Here is a 21,189-nt window from a genome sequence, read left to right as displayed (position 1 = left end):
TCCTGAAAAGCCGACTTTTTGAACACGTACTTAAAGTAGCTTATTGGGTAACTATTGAGACCTGGACGAAAAAGCTTTATACTCGCATTATTGTACACGAAGAGTGGCGGGGGTACGAATACTCATCGGTACATGTTTAGCACAATGCATTTTTGCTTCTGCATAAAACTTGTCGAACCATTGGAAAACCGGTGGATTTGTGAGTGGTGTAAAGTGAAAGGTGTTGACAAACGACTCGATCAGTCGGTATAATAATTTTTGTTTGTTTGGAGTGATAGTGATGCAACTATTTTTTCGCAAAGTAGCAACAAGTGACGGTCCTTTTCCTATCCGTGAATCTCTTAATGTGAGTGAATTGGTGGATGATCGTGCTGATGTTACGGCCGTTTCCCCGCTGGAGACCGACTTGGTCGCCGTTAGTCTGGGTCAAGGCTTGATGAGCGTGGAAGGCACGTTGACCGCAGGTCTGGACATGCTGTGTTCACGCTGTTTAAGCCCGATGCACGAGGATTTAAAGATTGAATTCCGTGAACGGTTCAAGCAAACCTCTTCGAGTGTTGAAGAGGAGGATGAAGATGGCGATTTTATCGCAGTGACGGAGGACTCCTTCGACATTGCACCGTATTGTGAAGAACTGTTTGTACTGCATGTGCCGTTTGCGCCATTGTGCAGTGAGGATTGTCAGGGAATCGCACCAAAGACCGGACAAAACTGGAGTATTGGCTCCGATGACAGTAACGATGGCGATACGGAAAAGATTGATCCGCGTCTGGCAGGGCTTAAGGATTTTTTTAAATGAGAATTGAGTTCAATTCTGAAAAATCATCATCCGCTTGTGCCGGAGAGTTACTGAACCGATGCGTGGATGTTGCAGGCTTGATTCACCGGCTGTAAGATAATTGCTTCTGGCATTTTCTTTCAGTCTTGAATGAGATAAGAAGTCATACCCGCTATGCGGGGGTGATCTGGTTAAGGAGGTGGGAATAATGGCAGTACCTCAACGGAGAACATCCAAAACTCGTCGCGACAAACGTCGTACTCACTTTAAACTGGCAGTACCAGGTATGGTGAAATGCTCCGAATGCGGCGAATTGAAACTTGCTCACCATGTGTGCAAAGTTTGCGGAACGTACAAAGCTAGAGAGATCATCTCTCAATAATGTCCGATAAGCGGATTCTTTGGAATCTTCGCAGGAAGAGTAGCGCTTCACTTCAGTGAGGCGCTACTTTTTTTTGTCTGCATGCTTCCTTTTTACGTCAGCATGCTATATACTGTTTTAGTACCAGGTTCTAAGAAAGAAGGGCCGAAGAGGTTCCTTTATACATACAAGAAGACAAATCGGCTTGAAGTTTCGCCGTTAGAAAGTGAAGTAAAGTAACCCGAACTGTCGTCTGAACGACAGTTTATTGTAGGGAAAGGAGGCGTCACTGACATCGAACGTTTGCCGAAGAGACAGAGACAGCAGCGGCTGACTCAATTAATTGATGATAATCCGTTCGTAACGGATCAGGAATTGACAAGACAGCTGAAGGTAAGTATTCAGACTATTCGGCTGGACCGGATGGAACTGGGAATCCCAGAATTGCGGGAACGGCTAAAGCTGATGGCTGAGCGCTCCTACGACCAGGTTCGTTCCTTGCCTTTGCATGAAGTGATCGGGGATATCGTTGATCTACAGTTGGATCGAAGCGGTATTTCGATTTTTGAGATTAAAGAGGAACATATTTTTTCGCGTACTGGCATTGCGCGGGGGCATTATGTATTTGCCCAGGCCAATTCATTGGCCGTTGCCGTGATTAATGATGAGATAGCATTGACTGCGTCAGCAGATATACGCTTTGTCCGCCCGGTTCATTTAGGTGAGAAGTGCATTGCCAAGGCATATGTGCGCTCAAATCCAGAACAAAAAGGGAAGGCTAAAGTGGAAGTCTTTGCCTACGTAGGAGAAGAAATGGTATTCCAAGGCAACTTTGTCATTTATCGCTCCACGGAGGAAGAGTATAGCGAAGGAGGAAGTCAGCATGCGGATCGCCATTGATGCCATGGGGGGAGATAATGCTCCTGAGGCGACAGTAGAGGGCGCGCTATCTGCGGCGGCGGAATGGAAGGATACGGACATTACGCTGGTTGGTGACCGGGAACGAATTGAATCGGTTCTGAACGGTAGGGCGTTGCCGACCAACCTCAGCATTCGCCATGCATCCGAAATGATAGATGCGCAGGACGAGCCTGTAAAGGCAGTGCGACGCAAAAAGGATGCCTCGATGGTCGTAGCTGGTCGAATGGTCAGAGAAGGCGAAGCGGATGCCATGATATCCGCAGGTAATACAGGCGCGCTAATGACCACAGGGCTGCTGGTGGTTGGAAGAATGGAGGGCATTGAACGTCCGGCTCTCGCGCCGATGATACCAACGATAGATGATCAGGGCATTCTGGCGCTGGACTTGGGAGCCAATATGGATGCCAAGCCTGAGCACCTTGCCCAGTATGCACTGATGGGGAGCTTGTATCGTCAGAAAGTTCACGGTGTGACTTCTCCAAGGGTGGGTCTGCTGAATGTGGGGACCGAAGCTGGGAAGGGCAATGAACTGACGAAGTTGGCATTTCCACTTATTGAGCAGTTACCTGTCAATTTTGTGGGTAATGTTGAATCGAGAGATGTGTTAACCGGGAATTGCGATGTACTGGTGTGCGATGGATTTGCTGGAAATATCATGCTAAAATCGCTGGAGGGTACAGCCGGGGCCATATTTTCTCTCTTAAAAGAGCAATTCACCAAATCTTTGAAGACCAAGCTTGCGGCAGCCTTGATTATGCCTGAGCTTCGCAGTCTGAAAGGTAAATTGGATTATAAAGAGCATGGCGGGGCTCCTTTGCTGGGTTTGAGTGGACTCGTCCTGAAAAGTCACGGTTCGTCTGACGGCGTTGCCGTCAAAAATGCGGTAAGGCAGGCTCGTACGGCCTTGCAAAACCGGTTGGTGGAAAGTATATCCAAGGAAATCAGCAGGAAGTGAGTGACGATATGAATAAATTACGGCCGGTTGGTGTTATCGGAACAGGGAAATACGTACCTGAGAAAATTCTGACCAATAAAGATTTGGAAGCAATCGTAGAAACAAGTGATGAATGGATTGTCAGCCGTACAGGGATTCAGGAGCGCCATATTGCGGCTCCAGAGCAGGCTACATCTGATTTAGCTTATGAAGCAGCAATTAAGGCGTTGGAGTCCGCGGGTATGACGGCACAGGATCTGGATTTAATTATTGTAGCTACGGTTACACCGGATATGGCGTTTCCGTCAACTGCCTGCATTCTTCAGGACAAATTAGGAGCCAAAGGGGCAGCAGCTTTCGATTTGTCTGCGGCATGCTCGGGTTTTGTATACGGATTGGCTACGGCAACGAGCTTCATTAAGACAGGTATCTATAATAATGCATTAATCATTGGGGCAGACTGTCTTTCTCGGATTACAGATTATACCGACCGCAATACCTGTGTTCTATTCGGAGATGGTGCAGGAGCTGTAGTGATTGGCGAAGTGCCTGAAGGTAGAGGATTCCAATCCTTTGATCTCGGGGCTGAAGGTGCCGGAGGCAGCTTACTCAAGTTGGAAGCAGGAGGCTCGCGTTTGCCTGCGAGTGCAGACACACTGGAAAATAAACAGCACTATATTTACATGAACGGACGCGAAGTGTTCAAGTTCGCGGTTCGTGTTATGGGAACGGCAACGGTCGATGTGTTGGAAAAAGCAGGGCTGTCCAAAGATGATATTGATCTGTTCGTTCCGCATCAAGCCAATGTTCGCATCATCCAATCGGCGATGCAACGTCTGGATTTACCAGAGGAAAAGGTAGTTGTTAATGTTCATAAATATGCGAATACATCGGCAGCATCAATCCCTCTCGCTCTTGTGGAAGCAGCTGAGGAAGGCCGCATGAAGGAAGGCGACCGTGTATTAATGGTGGGCTTTGGCGGTGGCTTGACCTGGGGAGCGTCAGTTCTTGTCTGGTAATAAGATGGAAGTTTTGATATAATATTGAATTTGTGTAGTGTTTTACAGGACAAGCATTGGATACAGAGAGGTGCATACACGATGGGCAAAACGGCATTTATATTTCCCGGTCAGGGTTCACAAGCTGTAGGTATGGCTAAAGATGCTTATGAAGCAGTTCCAGCTGCAACAGAAGTATTTCGCCAAGCGGACGAACGGTTAGGGTTCGCACTAAGCACACTGATTTTTGAAGGGCCGGACACAGCTTTGAAGCAAACATCCAATACGCAGCCTGCACTGTTAACGGCGAGCATTGCATTGTATGAAGCGTTCAAGGAAAAAATGGGCATTCATCCTGATTATGTGGCTGGACACAGTCTAGGAGAATACAGCGCGCTAGTCGCTTCCGGTGTCCTCGCATTTGAGGATGCGGTTGAAATCGTTCGTACACGTGGCGAGTTCATGGAGCAGGCCATTCCTGATGGGCAAGGCGGGATGGCTGCTGTGTTGGGAGCTGATCGTGAAGCATTGGCAGCATTGTGCCGTGATATTACGGAGTCTGGTCAACTGGTCGAACTAGCCAACATCAATTGTCCTGGACAAATTGTTGTATCTGGTACGAAGGAGGGCGTAGCTGCTGTCGCTGAACGTGTGAAGGAAGCAGGAGGCAAGCGCGCTATTACTCTGGAGGTTAGCGGTCCTTTCCACTCGTCATTGATGAAGGAAGCAGCGACCAAGCTCTCCGGCAAGTTGGGGGCTGTAACTTTCTCCAAAGCTCAGGTTCCGGTTGTTGCCAATGTAACAGCTCAACCTGTACGTGAGGGGAGCGAAATTCGCCAACTGTTGGTGGATCAGGTCTATTCTCCAGTACTGTGGGAAGACAGTGTAACATGGCTACTAGAACAAGGTGTTGACACCTTTGTTGAGTTTGGGCCGGGAAGTGTATTGACTGGACTGGTTAAAAAAATCGACAAAACGGTTAAGCTGTATAATATAAGCAGCCTGGAGTCGTTTGCTTCTGTAACGGAAGCCTTGGAGGCCCGTTAAAAGTATAATCATTGCCTTAACGGGTTATATACTTGCAAGGGGGGACTATGATGTCTAAGCCATTGAGTGGAAAAACGGCGCTCGTTACGGGAGCGTCGCGCGGAATTGGCCGTAGTATTGCGCTGGCGCTGGCTGAAGCAGGTGCAAATGTGGCGGTAAACTATGCTGGTAGTGAAGCGGCTGCGACTGAGGTAGCAGAGCAGATTCGTGCCAAAGGTGTAGAGGCTATTACAGTTCAGGCTAATGTCGGTCGCGCTGACGAAGCAGATCAGTTGATCAAGGATGTGATTGGCGCTTGGGGCAAGATTGACATCCTGGTGAATAATGCCGGCATAACAAGAGATAATTTAATCATGCGCATGAAGGAAGAGGAATTCGATCAGGTGATCGAAACGAATCTGAAGGGTGTGTTTAATTGTCTTAAGTCGGCAACACGTCCAATGATGAAGCAGCGTTCTGGCCGAATTATCAATATCTCCTCCGTGGTTGGTGTACTTGGCAATGCAGGCCAAGCCAACTACGTTGCTGCTAAAGCAGGGGTAATTGGTCTTACCAAATCCTCTGCTCGAGAGCTTGCTTCGAGAGGTATTACAGTGAACTGTGTGGCTCCTGGATTCATCGATACTGAGATGACGCAGGTACTGGCTGATGATTTGCGTGACAATATGCTGAGCGGTATTCCGCTGGCCCGTCTTGGACGGCCTGAGGAAATTGCTGACGTGGTGCTGTTCTTGGCCTCGGATGCTTCCTCATATATGACGGGCCAGACTTTGCATGTGGATGGCGGCATGTATATGTAGTAGCATGTTGCAATCCGCATGCCCCGATGAAGAGTTGTCAATGAAAACTCTCTTCTATGGCATTTTAATTGTAATTTTCGTATAATACCTAAGAGGAGGTGAGCCGGATGTCCGATGTATTGGAGCGCGTAAAACGCATTGTCGTTGACCGTTTGGGAGCCGACGAAGCCGAAGTTACACTTGAAGCATCTTTTAAAGATGATTTAGGCGCTGATTCTCTCGATGTAGTTGAATTGGTAATGGAATTGGAAGATGAGTTTGATATGGAAATCTCTGATGAAGATGCAGAGAAAATTACAACTGTAGGTGAAGTTGTGAAGTACATACAATCTCATACCTAATTCATGTCATCAAAAGTCCCGTTCTGTTACAGGCGGGACTTTCTCCTAATTATACAGATTGAACTAAAGACGGAATTGCCGCGTGTTTTTGAGTCTGGCTCAGCTTCACTTAGTCAAAGGCTGAGGAGTATGCGGCATTACTAACTTTAGTTGATTCTATATTATTTTTACGCACAAGAGAGTGCGGTCTTAAAATACAATATGCAGTAGACATAGAGGTGATTATCTTTGAAACAACGTGTTGTCATAACAGGAATGGGTGTAATCACTTCGCTGGGACAGGATTTGAACACACTATGGGATAATCTGATGGCTGGAAAATCCGGCGTCAGTGAAATCGAAGCTTTCGATACAAGTGAGTACACTACGAAAATAGCCGCTTCCATTAAAGATTTTAATCCAGAGGATTATATTGAACGTAAGGATGCGCGTAAAATGGACCGCTTTGTGCAGTTTGCGGTTGCAGCTAGTAAATTGGCGCTTGAGGACAGTGGACTTGTAATCGGAGAAAATGCGGATGCTGAGCGTGTTGGTGTATCTGTCGGTTCCGGTATTGGCGGATTGGGAACTTGGGAGGATCAGCACAACGCACTGATTGAAAAAGGACCTAAACGCGTAAGCCCTTTCTTCATCCCGATGATGATTGCTAATATGGGTTCCGGTCAAGTGTCGATTTCACTCGGTGCTAAAGGTCCCAATACATCACCAGTTACGGCTTGTGCCACGGGCAGTCATGCTATTGGTGATTCCTTCCGCATGATTCAGCGCGGTGACGCAGACGCCATGATTTGCGGAGGAGCTGAGGCGACTATTCGTCCGATTGGTATGGCTGGATTTTGTTCCATGCGAGCAATGTCCACGCGTAACGACGAGCCTGAAAAGGCAAGTCGTCCTTTTGATACCGAAAGAGACGGGTTTGTTATGGGCGAAGGCTCTGGTGTTCTTATTCTAGAATCGTTGGATCATGCTTTGAAGCGTGGTGCGCGTATTTACGGTGAAGTGATTGGCTACGGTCTTTCTGGCGATGCCCATCATATGACGGAGCCTGATCCAGAGGGAGCAGCACGCTGCATTAGAATGGCGATCCGTGATGCTGGATTGAATCCTGAAGAGATTGATTATATCAATGCACATGGTACATCTACGCCAGTCGGTGATAAATCCGAAACGGAAGCAGTCAAGAAAACGCTGGGAGAGCATGCCTATAAGGTAGCGATCAGCTCAACTAAGTCGATGACAGGGCATTTATTGGGTGCAGCGGGCGGCGTTGAAGCCGTGATCTGTGGTCTCGCCCTTCAGCATCAGACGATTCCGCCAACGATTAATTTGGATAATCAAGACCCGGCATGCGATCTTGATTATGTACCTAATAAGCCGAGAAAAGCGGAACTGAATGTGGTTATGTCCAATTCCTTTGGTTTTGGCGGTCACAATGCTACGGTTATTCTAAAAAAATATGAAGCATAAGGGGTCAGTTCGTTGAGTGGAGACTTGAAGCAATTACAACAGAAACTTCATATTCAATTCAACAATCGGCAGCTTCTGAAGCAGGCCTTTACGCACGCTTCCTACGTAAACGAACATCGGTTCAGTCAGCATGCAGACAATGAGCGTCTTGAATTTTTAGGTGACGCTGTTCTGGAACTGACGGTGTCCGAGCAATTGTACAATCAGTACCCTAACCGACCCGAAGGCGAACTCACCAAGCTGCGTGCAGCTATTGTCTGTGAGCCTTCTCTGGTGAAGTTTGCTGTCGGGCTTGAGTTTGGGCAATATGTACTGCTTGGAAAAGGTGAAGAGTTGACAGGTGGACGTACTCGTCCGGCTCTGTTGGCTGATGTATTCGAAGCGTTCGTAGGTGCGCTTTATTTGGATCAGGGTCTGGAGGCCGTCCGGTCGTTTCTGGAACGTTATATTTTTCCTCAAATTGTATTAAACGGTAAGCTTCAGATGAGTGATTTCAAAACAGAGCTTCAGGAACTGACGCAGCATCATAACATGGGGATGCTTGAATACAAGATTGTAGAGGAGCGCGGACCAGCCCATGAGCGCGAGTTTGTAGCTGAGGTATATATGGACAGCGAACGGCTAGGGGCAGGTACGGGACGCTCCAAAAAAGAAGCTGAGCAGCAAGCGGCGGCAGTAGCTTTAAACCGTTTGAAGCTGGCAGAATCGTAATCGGTACCTGAGCAGCCCGGACGGGTTACGCAAGCAGGGGACACAAAGTAAGAGCAAAGGGCAGTCCGCGGGGAGTCCCGGCCCGTAATGGCGAATGGACTGCGTTTTGCTCTTTTTTCGTGGCTTTCCTGGTGTAATGTGAGTGTCGGTACTGTGCTTTATACAAGCTAGTTTATGCTACAATAGGGATAATTCATATCAATCAGGTGTACGGTGTTGTACAAGCATATTTGAAATGTTAGAGGTGAGATTGAGCATGTTTTTAAAGCGCATTGAGCTGGCGGGCTTCAAATCGTTTGCAGATAAAACGGAAATGGAATTTGTCCGCGGCATTACGGCAGTCGTCGGACCCAACGGAAGCGGAAAAAGTAATATTTCCGACGGGATTCGTTGGGTGCTTGGCGAACAGAGTGCCAAATCACTGCGTGGCGGCAAAATGGAGGACATTATTTTTGCGGGTAGTGATGCTCGTAAGGCTGTTAATTACGGTGAAGTATCGCTTACGTTGGATAATGAAGATCAGGCGTTGCCTCTGGATTTTGGTGAAGTCACGGTGACGCGACGTGTACATCGAAGTGGGGATAGTGAATATTTCATTAATCGTCAATCATGCAGACTCCGAGATATTACAGAGCTGTTTATGGATACAGGGATTGGTAAAGAAGCTTATTCAATTATTGGACAGGGACGCATTGAAGAAATTCTGAGTACCCGATCCGAGGATCGTCGAGGTATTTTTGAGGAAGCTTCGGGTATCGTAAAATATAAATCGCGTAAAAAAGATGCGGTTCGCAAGCTGGATGAAACGGAGCAAAATTTACTGCGTATTCACGATTTAGTTAGTGAACTGGAGGATCAGATTGGACCGCTTAAGGAGCAGTCTGAAAAGGCAATCCATTTTAAAGAGCTGCGCGGTGAATTGAAATCCAAAGAAATTTCAATGTACGTCCATCAAATTGAACAAATTCATACTTCGTGGAGCGATGCGACTTCCAAACTAGCTTTGCTGCAGCAGGAGCAACTTCAGTTGTCTACCGTGGTGTCCCGCCACGATGCGATGCTGGAAAGCGACCGCAACGAATTACGCCAGCTGGAAGAGCAAGTAGAGCGGTTGCAAAGGGATCTGCTGCAATACAGTGAAGCGACGGAGAAAAGTGAAGGCTACGGCGAATTGCTCAAAGAGCGTACACGCAATCTGGAGGCTAATCGGGAACAATTGATCTTATCACTTAGCACAAGCGAATCACGGCATTCCGAGCGCAGGAGTGAACTGGATCAACTGAACGAAAAGCTGTCTGCACTGAATGTAGAGCTTGACGAGTTGCGTGGGCGGCTGTCTGACGAAGAGGCCAAACTGATTGGTGTTACAGGCGGAATCAGCCAGGAGCAGGAAGAAAGCCTAAAGGGTGGTCTGCTGGAACTGATGAATCAGATGGCACAGGCGCGTAACGAAATTCGTTATACAGACCAACAGAAAGAAGCATTGGAACGGCGTGTGACTCGCGTAAGTGACGAATCCGGCAAATGGGAAGCCCAGAAAGTACAACTTGAACAGCGCAAAAAGGGATTGGAAGCTGCTGTTCAGAAGCTGGGGCAGGAAATCAGTAGTTTGCGTAGTGGCTATATTCAGGGAAGTGAAAAGTACCAAGCCCTGCAAAAACTACTGGAAGAAAACCAGGGTACGGTTCGTAAATGGGAACAAAAACGAGAGGCTCTAATTTCACGGCGTGATACGATGAAGGAAATGCAGGATGACTTTGACGGCTTCATGCTTGGAGTTAAAGAGGTATTGAAGGCTGCACGAAAAGAAACCTTGCACGGTGTACATGGAGCGGTAGCGGAGCTGATTCGGGTGCCTGAGCATTTAGAGCAGGCGATGGAAACAGCTTTGGGTGCTTCAGTTCAGCACATCGTGATGGAAAATGAATCCGTATCCAGACAGGCGATCAGTTTTCTAAAGCAACGTCAACTGGGCAGAGCGACATTTTTGCCTATGGATGTTATCCGCCCGCGCCAAATCGGCGCAGGGGAACGCCAAATTGCAGAAGGCGCTGAAGGCTTTGTCGGGATCGGTGCAGATCTTGTTCAGTATGATGATCGATATGCCGGAATTGTAGGCAGTCTCTTGGGAAATGTGGTCATTGCCCGTACGCTGGAAGATGCAAACCGTATTGCGGCCCGTTGCCAATATAGATACCGCGTGGTCACTTTGGAAGGCGATGTTGTCAATGCAGGGGGTTCCATGACTGGGGGAAGCCAGTTCAAGAAAAATGCTAATCTGCTTGGACGTAAACGTCAGCTGGATCAGTTGGATCAAGACATTGTAGATACGGAGCAGCAAATTGCAAGGTTGCGCCAGAGTGCAATAGATACCAAACGCCAGTTGGAGGAGACACAGACCCGTCTGGACGAGTTGCGTCAGGGAGGCGATGTGAAGCGCGGTGAAGAGCAGCAGATGGCAATGGAGCTCAAGCAACTGGAGCATGAACTTCGTCATGTTCTGGAGCAGGTCGCTGCGTCTGGTCAGGAGAAAAAGGGCTTTGATCAGGAAATCAAGGAGCTGGAAACTTCCCGTGAAGAAGCGTTGATAAAGTTGGCTGCGCTGGAGGAAGAAGAGAAAAAAACGCATCAGGCCATTCACGCTGCCGAATTTGCCCGTAAAGCCAACGAATCTGCCAAAGAGCAGCTGCAGGGAGAGCTCACGAATCTCAAGGTAAGAGAAGGAAAGCTGGACCAGGAGCGCTTTTCATTGGAAGAGCAGCTGCGCAGATTGCGTGGGGATTATGATACTCTTGGTAAGGATTCGAGACAAAACAAGACCTTGCTTGCTTCCATCGAAGCAGATTTGCTGACCAATGAGCAGGAGACCGTGAAACAGATTGAAAATCTCAATCAATACCGTTTGAAAAAGGAAGAAGCCGCACAGCAACTGGAATTCAAGCGGGCTGCACGCAGCAGCTTGTCCAAAAAGCTGGAAGTGGCTGAGAACGACACGAAAGAACAGCGAATTCAGCTCAAGTCGGTGGAGGAGTTGCTTCGTCAAACGGAAATTGGAGTAAATCGACTTGATGTGGAACTGGAAAACGTTCTAAAAAAATTAAGTGATGATTATGAACTCAGCTATGAGTTAGCCAAGCAGCGTTACCCTATACCGGAAGATATTGAAGGTACGCAGAGTGAGGTAGAAAGGCTCAAACGGGGTATTTCCGCGTTAGGTGAGGTGAATCTAGGCGCCATTGAGGAATACCAGCGTGTGCATGAGCGTTATACGTTTCTTGATGAGCAAAAGTCTGATTTGGTGGAGGCCAAGACAACACTTTATCAGGTTATTCGTGAAATGGATGAAGAAATGTCCAAACGCTTTAAGACTACGTTCGATGCTATTCGGCGCGAATTCGGAACGGTATTCTCCAAGCTATTCGGAGGCGGACGAGCTGATCTCGTGCTGCTTGACCCGGAACGCTTATTGGAGACGGGAATTGACATCGTAGCTCAGCCACCGGGCAAAAAACTGCAAAACTTGCAGCTACTGTCGGGCGGTGAGCGTGCGTTAACAGCGATGGCGTTACTATTTGCCATTTTACACGTTAAACCTGTTCCATTCTGTGTACTCGATGAAGTAGAGGCTGCATTGGACGAAGCAAACGTGGTGCGTTTTGCCCAGTATTTACGAGAATTCTCGGAGCAGACACAATTCATTGTAGTCACACACCGCAAGGGCACAATGGAAGAATCAGATGTGCTGTACGGGGTTACGATGGAGGAAGGCGGGGTTTCCAAACTCGTATCTGTCAAGTTGGACAACGACGAAGCTGAGATTGCCTGACATTAAACAACATACTTTCAGACCAACGGAGGGAATCCATGAGTTTCTTTAGGAAATTGAAGGAAAGCATTGCAAACAAAACTGAATCTGTCACAAAACAGTTCAAAGATGGTTTGGAAAAAACACGTAAAGGTTTTGTTGAAAAAGTAACAGACTTGATGATTCGCCGTAAAAAGATTGATGAGGAATTTTATGAGGAACTGGAAGAAATTCTGATCGGAGCGGACGTAGGCGTCAACACGGTTATGAATCTCATCGAAGACCTGCGAGAAGAAGTGAAAAAGCGCAAAATCGAGGACGCATCCGAGTTACAGCCTGTATTGTCGGAAAAGTTGTCCGAGTTGCTGCGGGGTAATGACAATAGTCAGCTCAAAATGAGTCCTGACGGGATTACAGTTATTTTATTCGTGGGAGTCAATGGCGTCGGCAAAACAACAACCATTGGCAAGTTAGCTCACCGTTTTAAACAAGAGGGCAAAAAAGTATTGTTGGCTGCTGGGGATACGTTCCGGGCGGGTGCGATTGAACAGTTGGAGGTATGGGGCGAACGGGCAGGTGTAGAGGTTATTAAGCAGCAATCCGGTTCCGATCCGGCTGCGGTTATGTTTGATGCCGTACAGGCTGCCAAGCAGCGACAAGTAGATGTTTTGTTGTGTGATACCGCAGGACGACTTCAGAATAAAAGCAATCTAATGGAGGAACTGAACAAAATTTTTCGTGTGATTCAACGCGAAATTCCAGATGCTCCTCATGAAGTGTTGTTGGTACTTGATGCGACGACTGGACAAAATGCACTTAACCAAGCCAAGCTGTTTGGTGAGAAAAGCGGTGTAACCGGGCTGGTACTAACGAAGTTGGATGGTACAGCGAAGGGCGGGATTGTTGTGGCCATCCGTCAGGAGCTGAATTTGCCTGTTAAGCTGGTGGGCTTAGGTGAAAAAGTGAATGATCTTCAACCGTTTGATTCCGAGCAATTCGTTCATGCGTTGTTTGCGGGGTTGATTCAGGAAGAGACGGTCGAAGCAACTGATACAGGCGAGGAAGAACAGAACTGATACGTTTAAAGTAGGCTTCATGCTACGTTTGGGACTAAATAGCCATCCTGTTGCTGCTCAAGTTCGCCTAGATGTATAATGAAAGCAAGAAGTCTGTCGATGCCGTATATGTAATGTATCTTGTATGTAAAATATAATTAAGGAAGCCGGGTGAAAAACCGATGGCAAACACCCATACCTACTCCCGACGGGAAGAAGTAGCCAACGCCATTACACATGGAATTGGAGCCGTTTTAAGCGTGGCAGCGCTTGTGTTGCTCATTGTTTTTGCTAGCATGAAAGGAACCACTTGGCATGTCGTCAGCTTTACGATTTACGGGATTACGATGCTGCTGTTGTACACCAATTCAACGTTGCTTCATAGCCTGCGTGAAGGGAAAATGAAAGATTTGTTCGAAATATTCGATCATTCTTGCATTTACCTGTTCATTGCAGGTAGCTACACCCCGTTTATGCTCGTTGCACTGCGAGGTACTCTGGGATGGACATTGTTTGGAGTGATTTGGGGGATTGCACTGTTTGGTGTGTTGTTCAAGGCGTTCTTCACCAAGCGCTTCCTGTTTATGTCTACCGTGTTTTACATTGTGATGGGCTGGCTCATCACCATTGCCTGGAACCCTCTGGTTGCGACTGTTCCCGCCGGAGGGATGACGTTATTGTTCGTAGGTGGTCTAATGTATACGTTGGGCACGATTTTCTATGTGTGGCGGGCATTTCCATATCACCATGCGATCTGGCATCTGTTTGTTTTGGCAGGCAGCATACTTCATTTTTTGGCTGTTCTGCTGTATCTTACTCCAGTAAGGGTTTAAGTGACAGTGGGCAAAAAGCCGATCCGTACTTCCGTTTAAGGGCAGTGGATTGGCTTTTTTTTGTATGACAAGGGATAACGCTTGACATCTTCTTTTCTTTTATGTATCATAAGGAACGTTGAAAAGAACTGTAAAGTGTTTTTCCTTGACGATGGAGGTATACAAGATGAGTCAGGAGAATCGGCTGGAAAAGACGAACCGGATTAACCGACTGTTTGACTTCTATGAACCTCTGCTTACAGAGAAGCAACAGATGTTTTTAAAATATTACTTCCATGATGATTTTTCTTTAGGGGAAATTGCATCGGAATTTCAAATTAGCCGTCAGGCAGTGTATGAACATATTAAACGTGCTGAACAGGTATTGGAAATGTACGAGGCAAAGCTTGGTTTGCTAAGTAAGTATGAGCGTAGAATCCAAGATCTCGAAGAATTAAATAAGACGTTGTATGAGGCATTCGGTAAAATCGGTGAGTCCGATGAAGGCACTCTGCAACATGTCCATCAAATTGTAAATCGCCTGCAGGAATTGTAGGACATATAGATATAAGAACAAACAACCCTGGTAGACAAGGAGGTGCGAAAGTATGGCATTTGAAGGATTATCGACTCGCTTGCAAAATGTATTCAGTAAACTGCGCGGCAAAGGAAAAGTGTCTGAGGATGATGTAGCTCAGGCGATGCGTGAAGTACGATTAGCTTTGCTTGAGGCGGACGTTAACTTCAAGGTTGTAAAGGACTTTATTGCCAAGGTAAAGGAGAAATCCGTTGGTAAGGAAGTGATGGACAGCTTTACGCCAGGCATGGTCATCATCGACATCGTGAACAAGGAACTGACCGAGTTGATGGGTGGCAGTCAGGCCAAGCTTGCCAAAGCAAACAAACCGCCTACGGTCATTATGATGGTGGGTCTCCAGGGCGCAGGTAAGACGACGACGTCTGGTAAGCTGGCGAAATTGTTGCAAAAGCAAAATCATCGTCCATTGCTTGTAGCTGGTGATATTTATAGACCAGCCGCGATCAAGCAACTTCAGGTTCTTGGGGAGCAGATTAATACTCCTGTATTTACACTGGGAGATCAGACAAGCCCGGTAGAAATTGCAAAACAGGGTTTGCAGCATGCTAAGGACAATGGTAATGACTACGTTATTATAGATACTGCTGGTCGTCTTCATGTTGATGAAGAGCTCATGGAAGAGTTACGCCAGATTCATACCAACGTCAACCCGGATGAAGTTCTACTGGTTGTAGATAGCATGACGGGGCAGGACGCGGTTAACGTTGCAGAGCACTTTAATAGTAGCTTGGAGTTGACGGGAGTTGTACTGACGAAGCTGGATGGTGACACTCGTGGTGGTGCAGCTTTATCAGTTAAGGCTGTGACGGGATGCCCGATCAAGTTTGCTACATTGGGTGAAAAACTGGATGCGATGGAGCCGTTTCATCCTGAACGGATGGCTTCACGGATTTTAGGCATGGGTGACATGTTATCCCTGATTGAAAAAGCGCAGTCCAATATCGACGCCGATAAGGCGAAGGAAATGGAACGGAAAATGCGTAATGCCGAGTTTACTTTTGAAGATTTTCTGGAGCAAATGGATCAAGTTAAGAAGCTTGGTCCAATCGACCAGATTCTTGATATGATTCCCGGTATGGGCAACATGAAGCAAATGAAAGATATCAAAGTGGATGACAAACAGATGGGCCGGATTGAGGCTATCGTTCATTCTATGACCACACAGGAAAAGCAAAACCCAGACATGATTAATCATAGCCGACGCAAACGTATTTCTGTAGGCAGTGGAACATCACTAGCTGAGGTAAATCGTCTGATAAAGCAATTTGACGAAATGCGCCGCATGATGAAGCAGTTCTCAGACATGATGGGACCTAAGGGTGGCAAAAACAAGGCTATGAAGCAGTTGAAGAGTATGGGTAAAGGTATGAAGTTTCCTTTCCGCTAAGGCCATTAGGCCCTTGGAATTATGGGATAACAATATACAGTCTACTTTTTGAAGGAGGTGAATTTTCGTGGCAGTTCGTATTCGTCTGAAACGTATGGGTGCACATAAAGCTCCTTTCTATCGCGTCGTGGTATCTGATTCTCGTTCCCCGCGTGACGGTCGTTTTATCGAAGAAATCGGTTACTACAACCCAATCACAGTACCAGCGGTTGTAAAAATTGATGAAGATAAAGCGCTGAAATGGTTGCAAGATGGTGCACAAGCATCCGACACAGTCCGTAACTTGCTTAGCAAAGCGGGCGTAATGAAAAAGTTTCATGAGTCTAAACTACAGAAATAAGGTGCTGATACGGAGGGTCAACCATGGAAGAATTAGTGATAATCATTGCTAAGGCTTTAGTCGATCATCCGGAAGATGTAACCGTGAAGACCTTGGAGAAGGATCGGCTTGTTGTATATGAGCTTAGTGTGCATCCTGAGGATGTAGGCAAAATCATTGGTAAGCAGGGTCGTATCGCCAAGGCGCTTCGCACTGTGGTTGCATCAGCAGCCGTTAAGATGGATAAACGGGTTACCGTGGACATCATATCTTAAAGATATACGAAAGTGGGTTAGGATGTATGTCCTAACCCTTTTTCGTACATGATGAAGATGATATGGAGCGGGACCGATTACAAGCAGGAGGAACACGATGCAACAATTGTTTAATGTCGGAAAAATTGTGAACACCCATGGAATCCGTGGGGAGCTTAAAATATTAACGACGACAGATTTCCCAGAGGATCGTTTTGCTAAAGGTAGTGAGCTTTTGATTGTTCCGGCGGAAGGTAAAGCACCGATCCCTGTAACTATTGAAACAGCGCGTTTTCAAAAAAATATGGTTGTCGCTAAATTTAAGGAATATCACAATATTAATGAAGTTGAAAAATATAAAGGTACATTGTTGAAGGTATCTGCTGAGCGGTTAGGCGAATTGGAAGAAAATGAATTCTATTTTCATGAAGTAGTCGGCATGGAAGTGGTGACCGAAGACGGAAATGAGCTCGGCGTGGTCAAAGAAATTTTGACTCCGGGAGCCAATGATGTATGGGTAGTCCAAATGCCTAAAGGCAAGGAACTGCTATTGCCGTATATAGAGGATGTTATTTTGGATGTAAACGTGCGTGAAAAACGGGTTACGGTACGGTTAATGGAAGGTCTACTGTAATGCGGGTGGATGTGCTGACCCTGTTTCCAGAGATGTTTGATGGAGTATTTAATGCAAGCATTCTGGGAAAAGCAAGGGATAAGGGAATTGTATCACTGCAAGCGGTTAATTTTCGTCAGTATGCCGGCAACAAGCATGGACAAGTGGATGATACGCCCTATGGCGGTGGGGGCGGCATGGTTTTGAAGCCTGACCCTATTTTTGCTGCCGTGGAAGCGCTGTTGGATAAATCAGAGCAACCAACATTAGAGACTCCCAACGAAGTTATCCAACATGAAGGGTTAGAACGTAACACAGACATAAAATCTCCGCGTATCATTTTGATGTGTCCACAAGGCGAGACTTTTACGCAAAAGAAAGCGGAAGAGCTGGCCAAAGAGGACCATCTTATTTTTATATGTGGGCATTACGAGGGTTATGATGAGCGTATTCGAGAGCATTTGGTGACGGATGAGCTTTCTATCGGAGATTATGTGCTGACTGGTGGTGAGCTTCCAGCCATGGTCGTCATTGACAGTGTGACACGGTTGCTACCAGGAGTGCTGGGGAACGAAACGAGTGCGGTAACGGACTCGTTTAGTACGGGGCTGCTGGAGTACCCCCATTATACCCGGCCTGCGGAGTTTCGGGGCTGGAAAGTTCCTGATGTACTCCTGTCAGGTCATCACGTCAATATTGATTCTTGGAGACGCCAAGAGGCGTTACGTCGCACGATGGAACGCCGACCAGACCTGTTGGAACAGGCTGAACTGACAGGCAAGGAGCGCATGTGGATTGAGGAGCAGCGCAAATCTGACTGTTTGGAGGATAAGCAATAAAGCGCCTTAGACATGAGTGGATTTGAAAGCAGGCAGTGACCTGTTTTATAATGGAGTCAATTAAATAATGTTTGGTCAAATCCCTTTTTGTTGTTGCAATGCGGTATCCTCCATGATACAATACATCTGTTGTGTGTAATACGGTGGTCCTCTGTGGATGATGAAGGAAACGGTTGTGTTTCCAGAAGAAGCATGAACACCTGTACGGAAGGAGGGAGTCATAGATGAATATCGTCCAAGCGATCACTGAAGAACAACTGCGTAAAGATTTGCCTAACTTTCGTCCTGGTGACACTTTGAAAGTGCACGTGAAAGTTATTGAGGGAACTCGTGAGCGTATCCAGTTGTTTGAAGGTGTTGTAATTAAACGCCGTGGTGGTGGAATCAGTGAGACTTTTACAGTTCGTAAAATTTCTTACGGTGTAGGTGTGGAAAGAACTTTCCCGCTTCATTCCCCGAAAATCGATAAAATCGACGTGGCTCGCCGTGGTAAAGTGCGTCGTGCGAAGCTTTATTATCTTCGTGAACTGCGCGGTAAAGCAGCGAGAATTAAAGAAATTCGTCGTTAATACAACGAATAACGAAAGGGGCTTGGTTACAAGCTCCTTTCGTTTTTTCTACGTACATAGGGAACTGTGGATTATTGACCGTAAAGAGAGGACAGTGAGCTATGGAGCAAGAAGTAGGACAAGGAGCTGTACAGCAGCCAACTGATCAGGATGGTACGCCCAAGCGTAAACCAAAAAATGAGATTTTTGAGTGGCTCAAGGCCATCATTATTGCGTTAGTGCTTGTCTTTTTAATCCGCTGGCTTCTCTTTAAGCCGTTTATTGTGGATGGCCCGTCGATGCAGCCTAACTTTCATACCGGAGAACGCGTCATTGTAAATGAGATTTTGTACGATTTCCGTGCCCCTAAACCAGGCGAAGTGATCGTGTTTCATGTGCCGGAGGAAGGAAGAGACTTTATCAAACGCGTCATTGCCGTTGAAGGAGATACGGTCAAGGTAGAAGGTGACACGATTACAGTAAATGGTAAGCCGATTCAGGAAGCTTATTTGAAAGCTCCTTTAGAAGAAGCGCATCAGAATGGCGAGCTTTACAACAAGTTTACAAATTTTCCAAATGAGAAGTTTAAGGATGGAAAAGTTCCGGCAGGGCATATTTTTGTAATGGGAGATAACCGTTCCAATAGTACAGACAGTCGGATGATTGGATATATTGATTTGAAGGAAGTCGTAGGTCGGGCAGACGTTATTTTCTGGCCGGCGAAAGATATGCAGTGGATTAACCACTAGAATAACTAATAAGCAGCATAGCTGCCGTAACCCTAACTAAGAGCCTAAGGGTAAAAGTAGGAGTTACGATCAATGGGGTGATGACGGTGACGATTCAATGGTTTCCTGGTCATATGACCAGAGCGCGCCGCCAAATTGAAGCAAAATTAAAGTTAATTGATTTGGTCATTGAGCTGATTGATGCTCGATTGCCGCTCTCCAGCCGAAATCCAATGATTGATGATATTTTGCAAGGCAAGCCGCGGATGATTATTTTGAATAAAGCAGATTTGGCGGACCCGGTAGTATCACAGCAATGGATTGCCTATTTTAAGGAGCAGGGGCACGTGGCCCTTCCGGTGGATGCCACAACTGGGACTGGACTAAAAGAAATTCCGATTCAGGCTAAGCTGCTGCTTAAGGAAAAGATAGATCGGCAGATTAGGAAGGGAATGAACCCGCGTCCTATGCGTGGGTTGATTGTTGGTATTCCGAATGTCGGTAAATCGACACTGATCAACCGAATGGCGGGACGTAATATTGCAGCTACGGGTGACCGTCCAGGGGTAACGAAGGCACAGCAGTGGATCAAGATCGGAGAAATTGAATTGCTGGATACACCAGGTATTCTATGGCCTAAATTTGAGGATCAGAATGTAGGCTATCGTCTGGCAGTTACAGGCGCGATCAAGGAAGAAATTCTGAATGTCGAGGATATTGCCTTTTTTGCGACTAAATATTTGGTTCAGTACTATTGGGATGCACTGGCAGAGCGCTTTGAGCTCACCGAACGTCCTGAAGATACAGAGAATCCTGATGAAATTGTCAACGTTATGGAAGCAATCGGACGTAAACGTGGCTGTATTGTTAGCGGCGGACGTGTAGATCTCGAAAAGGCGTCAAAAATCATTTTGCGTGAGCTGCGTGCAGGGAAGCTGGGACGATTCAGTTTGGAAGCTCCTTACTGATTTTACTGGTACACCGATGCAGAACATAGCATTTTGTGGCAAGGAAGAACCTTCCCCATCTCTCCGGAGAGGAGGAAGGTTTTTTTTGGTATTTGAAGGTAGTTAGAAAAGGGTTTTGGACGGTGAAGGTCTGTGGTAAGCTGAATTCAATCGCTAGAGCTACGGCATGAATGACGCGTTAAACTACATATAGATGGGCAGGTATTGAATATGGAAAATAAAGAGATTGTAGCGAAGGACATGCTACATTATGAAAAAAAATGCTGGGAGCAGTCTTGTGAGCGGATTGCAGGTATTGACGAGGTAGGTCGTGGATGCCTGTTTGGGGATGTTGTGGCCGCAGCAGTCATTTTACCAGTGGGTGAGTTATTGGAAGGTGTGGATGATTCCAAAAAATTAACGGACAAGAAGAGAGAAGCTTACTACGAGCTGATTATGGAGAAGGCTATTGCTGTAGGAGTTGGCTATGTAGACGCGCACACGATTGATGATATCAATATTAAGCAGGCAGCTCGTTTGGCTATGAAGCAGGCTATTGAGGCTTTACATGTATCTCCTGATTATTTACTGGTGGATGCAGAAAAGGTAGATGTGCCTATTCCTCAGCTCTCTATTATTAAAGGAGATGCGAACAGTCAGTCCATTGCGGCGGCCTCTATCATCGCCAAGGTAACCCGTGATCGGCTGTGTAAAGGTGAATGGGATGCGAAGTATCCGGAATATGGGATCGGTATACATAAAGGTTACGCTACCAAGTTGCACAGGGAACAAATTTTGGCGCTAGGACCTACAAAGATGCATAGACGCAGCTTTCTGGGCAATTTGTTGACGGAGCAACCGACGCTGTTTGATCTGTAGTTACTTATTATGAATCGGGACAATGCCGATATAAAGTATAACTAATA

At 46.6% G+C, this 21,189-nt stretch carries 23 protein-coding genes; all 23 read left to right on the top strand.

Features of this window, described 5'->3' with window-relative positions; genetic code table 11:
• Positions 1 to 280: 280 nt before the first annotated feature.
• The 23 genes from ACQW03_RS01745 (at position 281) to ACQW03_RS01635 (ending at position 21,142) form a co-directional block, all read left to right on the top strand.
• Complete coding sequence (locus ACQW03_RS01745; RefSeq protein WP_023988160.1) at positions 281 to 799, top strand: YceD family protein; 519 nt, start codon at positions 281 to 283, stop codon at positions 797 to 799.
• Positions 800 to 986: 187 nt separating this feature from the next.
• A complete protein-coding gene (gene rpmF / locus ACQW03_RS01740) occupies positions 987 to 1,160 on the top strand; it encodes a 50S ribosomal protein L32 (protein WP_007429979.1) in 174 nt (57 codons plus the stop codon).
• A gap of 282 nt (positions 1,161 to 1,442) precedes the next feature.
• Positions 1,443 to 2,039, top strand: a complete 597-nt coding sequence (gene fapR, locus ACQW03_RS01735; RefSeq protein ID WP_007429980.1) for a transcription factor FapR — start codon at positions 1,443 to 1,445, stop codon at positions 2,037 to 2,039.
• The gene (gene plsX / locus ACQW03_RS01730) at positions 2,023 to 3,015 is read left to right on the top strand and encodes a phosphate acyltransferase PlsX (RefSeq protein WP_071640451.1); all 993 of its coding nucleotides are present in this window, start codon (positions 2,023 to 2,025) and stop codon (positions 3,013 to 3,015) included. The genes fapR and plsX overlap by 17 nt, the downstream gene beginning before the upstream one ends.
• An 8-nt stretch (positions 3,016 to 3,023) precedes the next feature.
• The gene (locus tag ACQW03_RS01725; protein WP_023988162.1) at positions 3,024 to 4,013 is read left to right on the top strand and encodes a beta-ketoacyl-ACP synthase III; all 990 of its coding nucleotides are present in this window, start codon (positions 3,024 to 3,026) and stop codon (positions 4,011 to 4,013) included.
• A gap of 81 nt (positions 4,014 to 4,094) precedes the next feature.
• A complete protein-coding gene (gene fabD / locus ACQW03_RS01720) occupies positions 4,095 to 5,039 on the top strand; it encodes an ACP S-malonyltransferase (protein WP_071640453.1) in 945 nt (314 codons plus the stop codon).
• A gap of 50 nt (positions 5,040 to 5,089) precedes the next feature.
• Positions 5,090 to 5,839, top strand: coding sequence for a 3-oxoacyl-[acyl-carrier-protein] reductase (gene fabG / locus ACQW03_RS01715; protein ID WP_023988164.1), 750 nt, complete (start codon positions 5,090 to 5,092; stop codon positions 5,837 to 5,839).
• A 107-nt stretch (positions 5,840 to 5,946) separates the two neighbouring features.
• Complete coding sequence (locus ACQW03_RS01710; RefSeq protein WP_007429985.1) at positions 5,947 to 6,180, top strand: acyl carrier protein; 234 nt, start codon at positions 5,947 to 5,949, stop codon at positions 6,178 to 6,180.
• A 228-nt stretch (positions 6,181 to 6,408) separates the two neighbouring features.
• Complete coding sequence (gene fabF, locus ACQW03_RS01705) at positions 6,409 to 7,647, top strand: beta-ketoacyl-ACP synthase II (protein WP_023988165.1); 1,239 nt, start codon at positions 6,409 to 6,411, stop codon at positions 7,645 to 7,647.
• Between the two features lie 12 nt (positions 7,648 to 7,659).
• Positions 7,660 to 8,358, top strand: a complete 699-nt coding sequence (gene rnc, locus ACQW03_RS01700; RefSeq protein WP_013309856.1) for a ribonuclease III — start codon at positions 7,660 to 7,662, stop codon at positions 8,356 to 8,358.
• Positions 8,359 to 8,614: 256 nt separating this feature from the next.
• Positions 8,615 to 12,184 carry a chromosome segregation protein SMC gene (gene smc, locus ACQW03_RS01695; protein WP_076292636.1) on the top strand — a complete coding sequence of 1,190 codons (3,570 nt, stop codon included), beginning with the start codon at positions 8,615 to 8,617 and terminating at the stop codon, positions 12,182 to 12,184.
• A 38-nt stretch (positions 12,185 to 12,222) separates the two neighbouring features.
• Positions 12,223 to 13,239, top strand: coding sequence for a signal recognition particle-docking protein FtsY (ftsY, locus tag ACQW03_RS01690; protein WP_104495222.1), 1,017 nt, complete (start codon positions 12,223 to 12,225; stop codon positions 13,237 to 13,239).
• A gap of 161 nt (positions 13,240 to 13,400) precedes the next feature.
• Positions 13,401 to 14,051 carry a PAQR family membrane homeostasis protein TrhA gene (gene trhA / locus ACQW03_RS01685; protein WP_250272126.1) on the top strand — a complete coding sequence of 217 codons (651 nt, stop codon included), beginning with the start codon at positions 13,401 to 13,403 and terminating at the stop codon, positions 14,049 to 14,051.
• 166 nt (positions 14,052 to 14,217) lie between these two features.
• Positions 14,218 to 14,586 (top strand): YlxM family DNA-binding protein, encoded by a 369-nt coding sequence (gene ylxM / locus ACQW03_RS01680; protein ID WP_441947970.1) that lies wholly within the window; start codon positions 14,218 to 14,220, stop codon positions 14,584 to 14,586.
• Positions 14,587 to 14,638: 52 nt separating this feature from the next.
• Positions 14,639 to 16,015 (top strand): signal recognition particle protein, encoded by a 1,377-nt coding sequence (ffh, locus tag ACQW03_RS01675; protein WP_023988170.1) that lies wholly within the window; start codon positions 14,639 to 14,641, stop codon positions 16,013 to 16,015.
• Between the two features lie 67 nt (positions 16,016 to 16,082).
• Positions 16,083 to 16,355 carry a 30S ribosomal protein S16 gene (gene rpsP / locus ACQW03_RS01670; RefSeq protein ID WP_013309862.1) on the top strand — a complete coding sequence of 91 codons (273 nt, stop codon included), beginning with the start codon at positions 16,083 to 16,085 and terminating at the stop codon, positions 16,353 to 16,355.
• A 23-nt stretch (positions 16,356 to 16,378) separates the two neighbouring features.
• Entirely contained in the window at positions 16,379 to 16,609 is a 231-nt protein-coding gene (locus ACQW03_RS01665) for a KH domain-containing protein (protein ID WP_013309863.1), read from the top strand.
• A 97-nt stretch (positions 16,610 to 16,706) separates the two neighbouring features.
• Positions 16,707 to 17,222 carry a ribosome maturation factor RimM gene (gene rimM / locus ACQW03_RS01660; RefSeq protein ID WP_250268087.1) on the top strand — a complete coding sequence of 172 codons (516 nt, stop codon included), beginning with the start codon at positions 16,707 to 16,709 and terminating at the stop codon, positions 17,220 to 17,222.
• The gene (gene trmD / locus ACQW03_RS01655) at positions 17,222 to 18,040 is read left to right on the top strand and encodes a tRNA (guanosine(37)-N1)-methyltransferase TrmD (protein WP_071640458.1); all 819 of its coding nucleotides are present in this window, start codon (positions 17,222 to 17,224) and stop codon (positions 18,038 to 18,040) included. Before rimM ends, trmD begins: the two co-directional genes overlap by 1 nt.
• A 224-nt stretch (positions 18,041 to 18,264) precedes the next feature.
• Positions 18,265 to 18,609, top strand: coding sequence for a 50S ribosomal protein L19 (gene rplS / locus ACQW03_RS01650; RefSeq protein ID WP_010346403.1), 345 nt, complete (start codon positions 18,265 to 18,267; stop codon positions 18,607 to 18,609).
• Positions 18,610 to 18,710: 101 nt separating this feature from the next.
• Positions 18,711 to 19,337 carry a signal peptidase I gene (gene lepB, locus ACQW03_RS01645; protein ID WP_013309866.1) on the top strand — a complete coding sequence of 209 codons (627 nt, stop codon included), beginning with the start codon at positions 18,711 to 18,713 and terminating at the stop codon, positions 19,335 to 19,337.
• 86 nt (positions 19,338 to 19,423) lie between these two features.
• Complete coding sequence (ylqF, locus tag ACQW03_RS01640) at positions 19,424 to 20,284, top strand: ribosome biogenesis GTPase YlqF (RefSeq protein ID WP_023988173.1); 861 nt, start codon at positions 19,424 to 19,426, stop codon at positions 20,282 to 20,284.
• Positions 20,285 to 20,494: 210 nt separating this feature from the next.
• Positions 20,495 to 21,142, top strand: a complete 648-nt coding sequence (locus tag ACQW03_RS01635; RefSeq protein ID WP_075155048.1) for a ribonuclease HII — start codon at positions 20,495 to 20,497, stop codon at positions 21,140 to 21,142.
• The last annotated feature ends 47 nt before the right edge of the window (positions 21,143 to 21,189 follow it).

It is taken from the genome of Paenibacillus sp. DRB1-1 (assembly GCF_052119485.1).
GTDB lineage: Bacteria > Bacillota > Bacilli > Paenibacillales > Paenibacillaceae > Paenibacillus > Paenibacillus polymyxa_B.
Note: the sequence above shows the minus strand (reverse complement) of the source record. Positions and strands in the feature narration are given on the sequence as shown.

Excerpts from the sequence above, each read along its gene's own strand:
- ACQW03_RS01745 (WP_023988160.1), top strand. The coding sequence starts at position 281 with ATGCAACTATTTTTTCGCAAAGTAGCAACAAGTGACGGTCCTTTTCCT.
- rpmF (WP_007429979.1), top strand. The coding sequence starts at position 987 with ATGGCAGTACCTCAACGGAGAACATCCAAAACTCGTCGCGACAAACGT.
- plsX (WP_071640451.1), top strand. The coding sequence starts at position 2,023 with ATGCGGATCGCCATTGATGCCATGGGGGGAGATAATGCTCCTGAGGCG.
- ACQW03_RS01725 (WP_023988162.1), top strand. The coding sequence starts at position 3,024 with ATGAATAAATTACGGCCGGTTGGTGTTATCGGAACAGGGAAATACGTA.
- fabD (WP_071640453.1), top strand. The coding sequence starts at position 4,095 with ATGGGCAAAACGGCATTTATATTTCCCGGTCAGGGTTCACAAGCTGTA.
- fabG (WP_023988164.1), top strand. The coding sequence starts at position 5,090 with ATGTCTAAGCCATTGAGTGGAAAAACGGCGCTCGTTACGGGAGCGTCG.
- ACQW03_RS01710 (WP_007429985.1), top strand. The coding sequence starts at position 5,947 with ATGTCCGATGTATTGGAGCGCGTAAAACGCATTGTCGTTGACCGTTTG.
- smc (WP_076292636.1), top strand. The coding sequence starts at position 8,615 with ATGTTTTTAAAGCGCATTGAGCTGGCGGGCTTCAAATCGTTTGCAGAT.
- ftsY (WP_104495222.1), top strand. The coding sequence starts at position 12,223 with ATGAGTTTCTTTAGGAAATTGAAGGAAAGCATTGCAAACAAAACTGAA.
- trhA (WP_250272126.1), top strand. The coding sequence starts at position 13,401 with ATGGCAAACACCCATACCTACTCCCGACGGGAAGAAGTAGCCAACGCC.
- ylxM (WP_441947970.1), top strand. The coding sequence starts at position 14,218 with ATGAGTCAGGAGAATCGGCTGGAAAAGACGAACCGGATTAACCGACTG.
- ffh (WP_023988170.1), top strand. The coding sequence starts at position 14,639 with ATGGCATTTGAAGGATTATCGACTCGCTTGCAAAATGTATTCAGTAAA.
- ACQW03_RS01665 (WP_013309863.1), top strand. The coding sequence starts at position 16,379 with ATGGAAGAATTAGTGATAATCATTGCTAAGGCTTTAGTCGATCATCCG.
- rimM (WP_250268087.1), top strand. The coding sequence starts at position 16,707 with ATGCAACAATTGTTTAATGTCGGAAAAATTGTGAACACCCATGGAATC.
- trmD (WP_071640458.1), top strand. The coding sequence starts at position 17,222 with ATGCGGGTGGATGTGCTGACCCTGTTTCCAGAGATGTTTGATGGAGTA.
- rplS (WP_010346403.1), top strand. The coding sequence starts at position 18,265 with ATGAATATCGTCCAAGCGATCACTGAAGAACAACTGCGTAAAGATTTG.
- lepB (WP_013309866.1), top strand. The coding sequence starts at position 18,711 with ATGGAGCAAGAAGTAGGACAAGGAGCTGTACAGCAGCCAACTGATCAG.
- ACQW03_RS01635 (WP_075155048.1), top strand. The coding sequence starts at position 20,495 with ATGGAAAATAAAGAGATTGTAGCGAAGGACATGCTACATTATGAAAAA.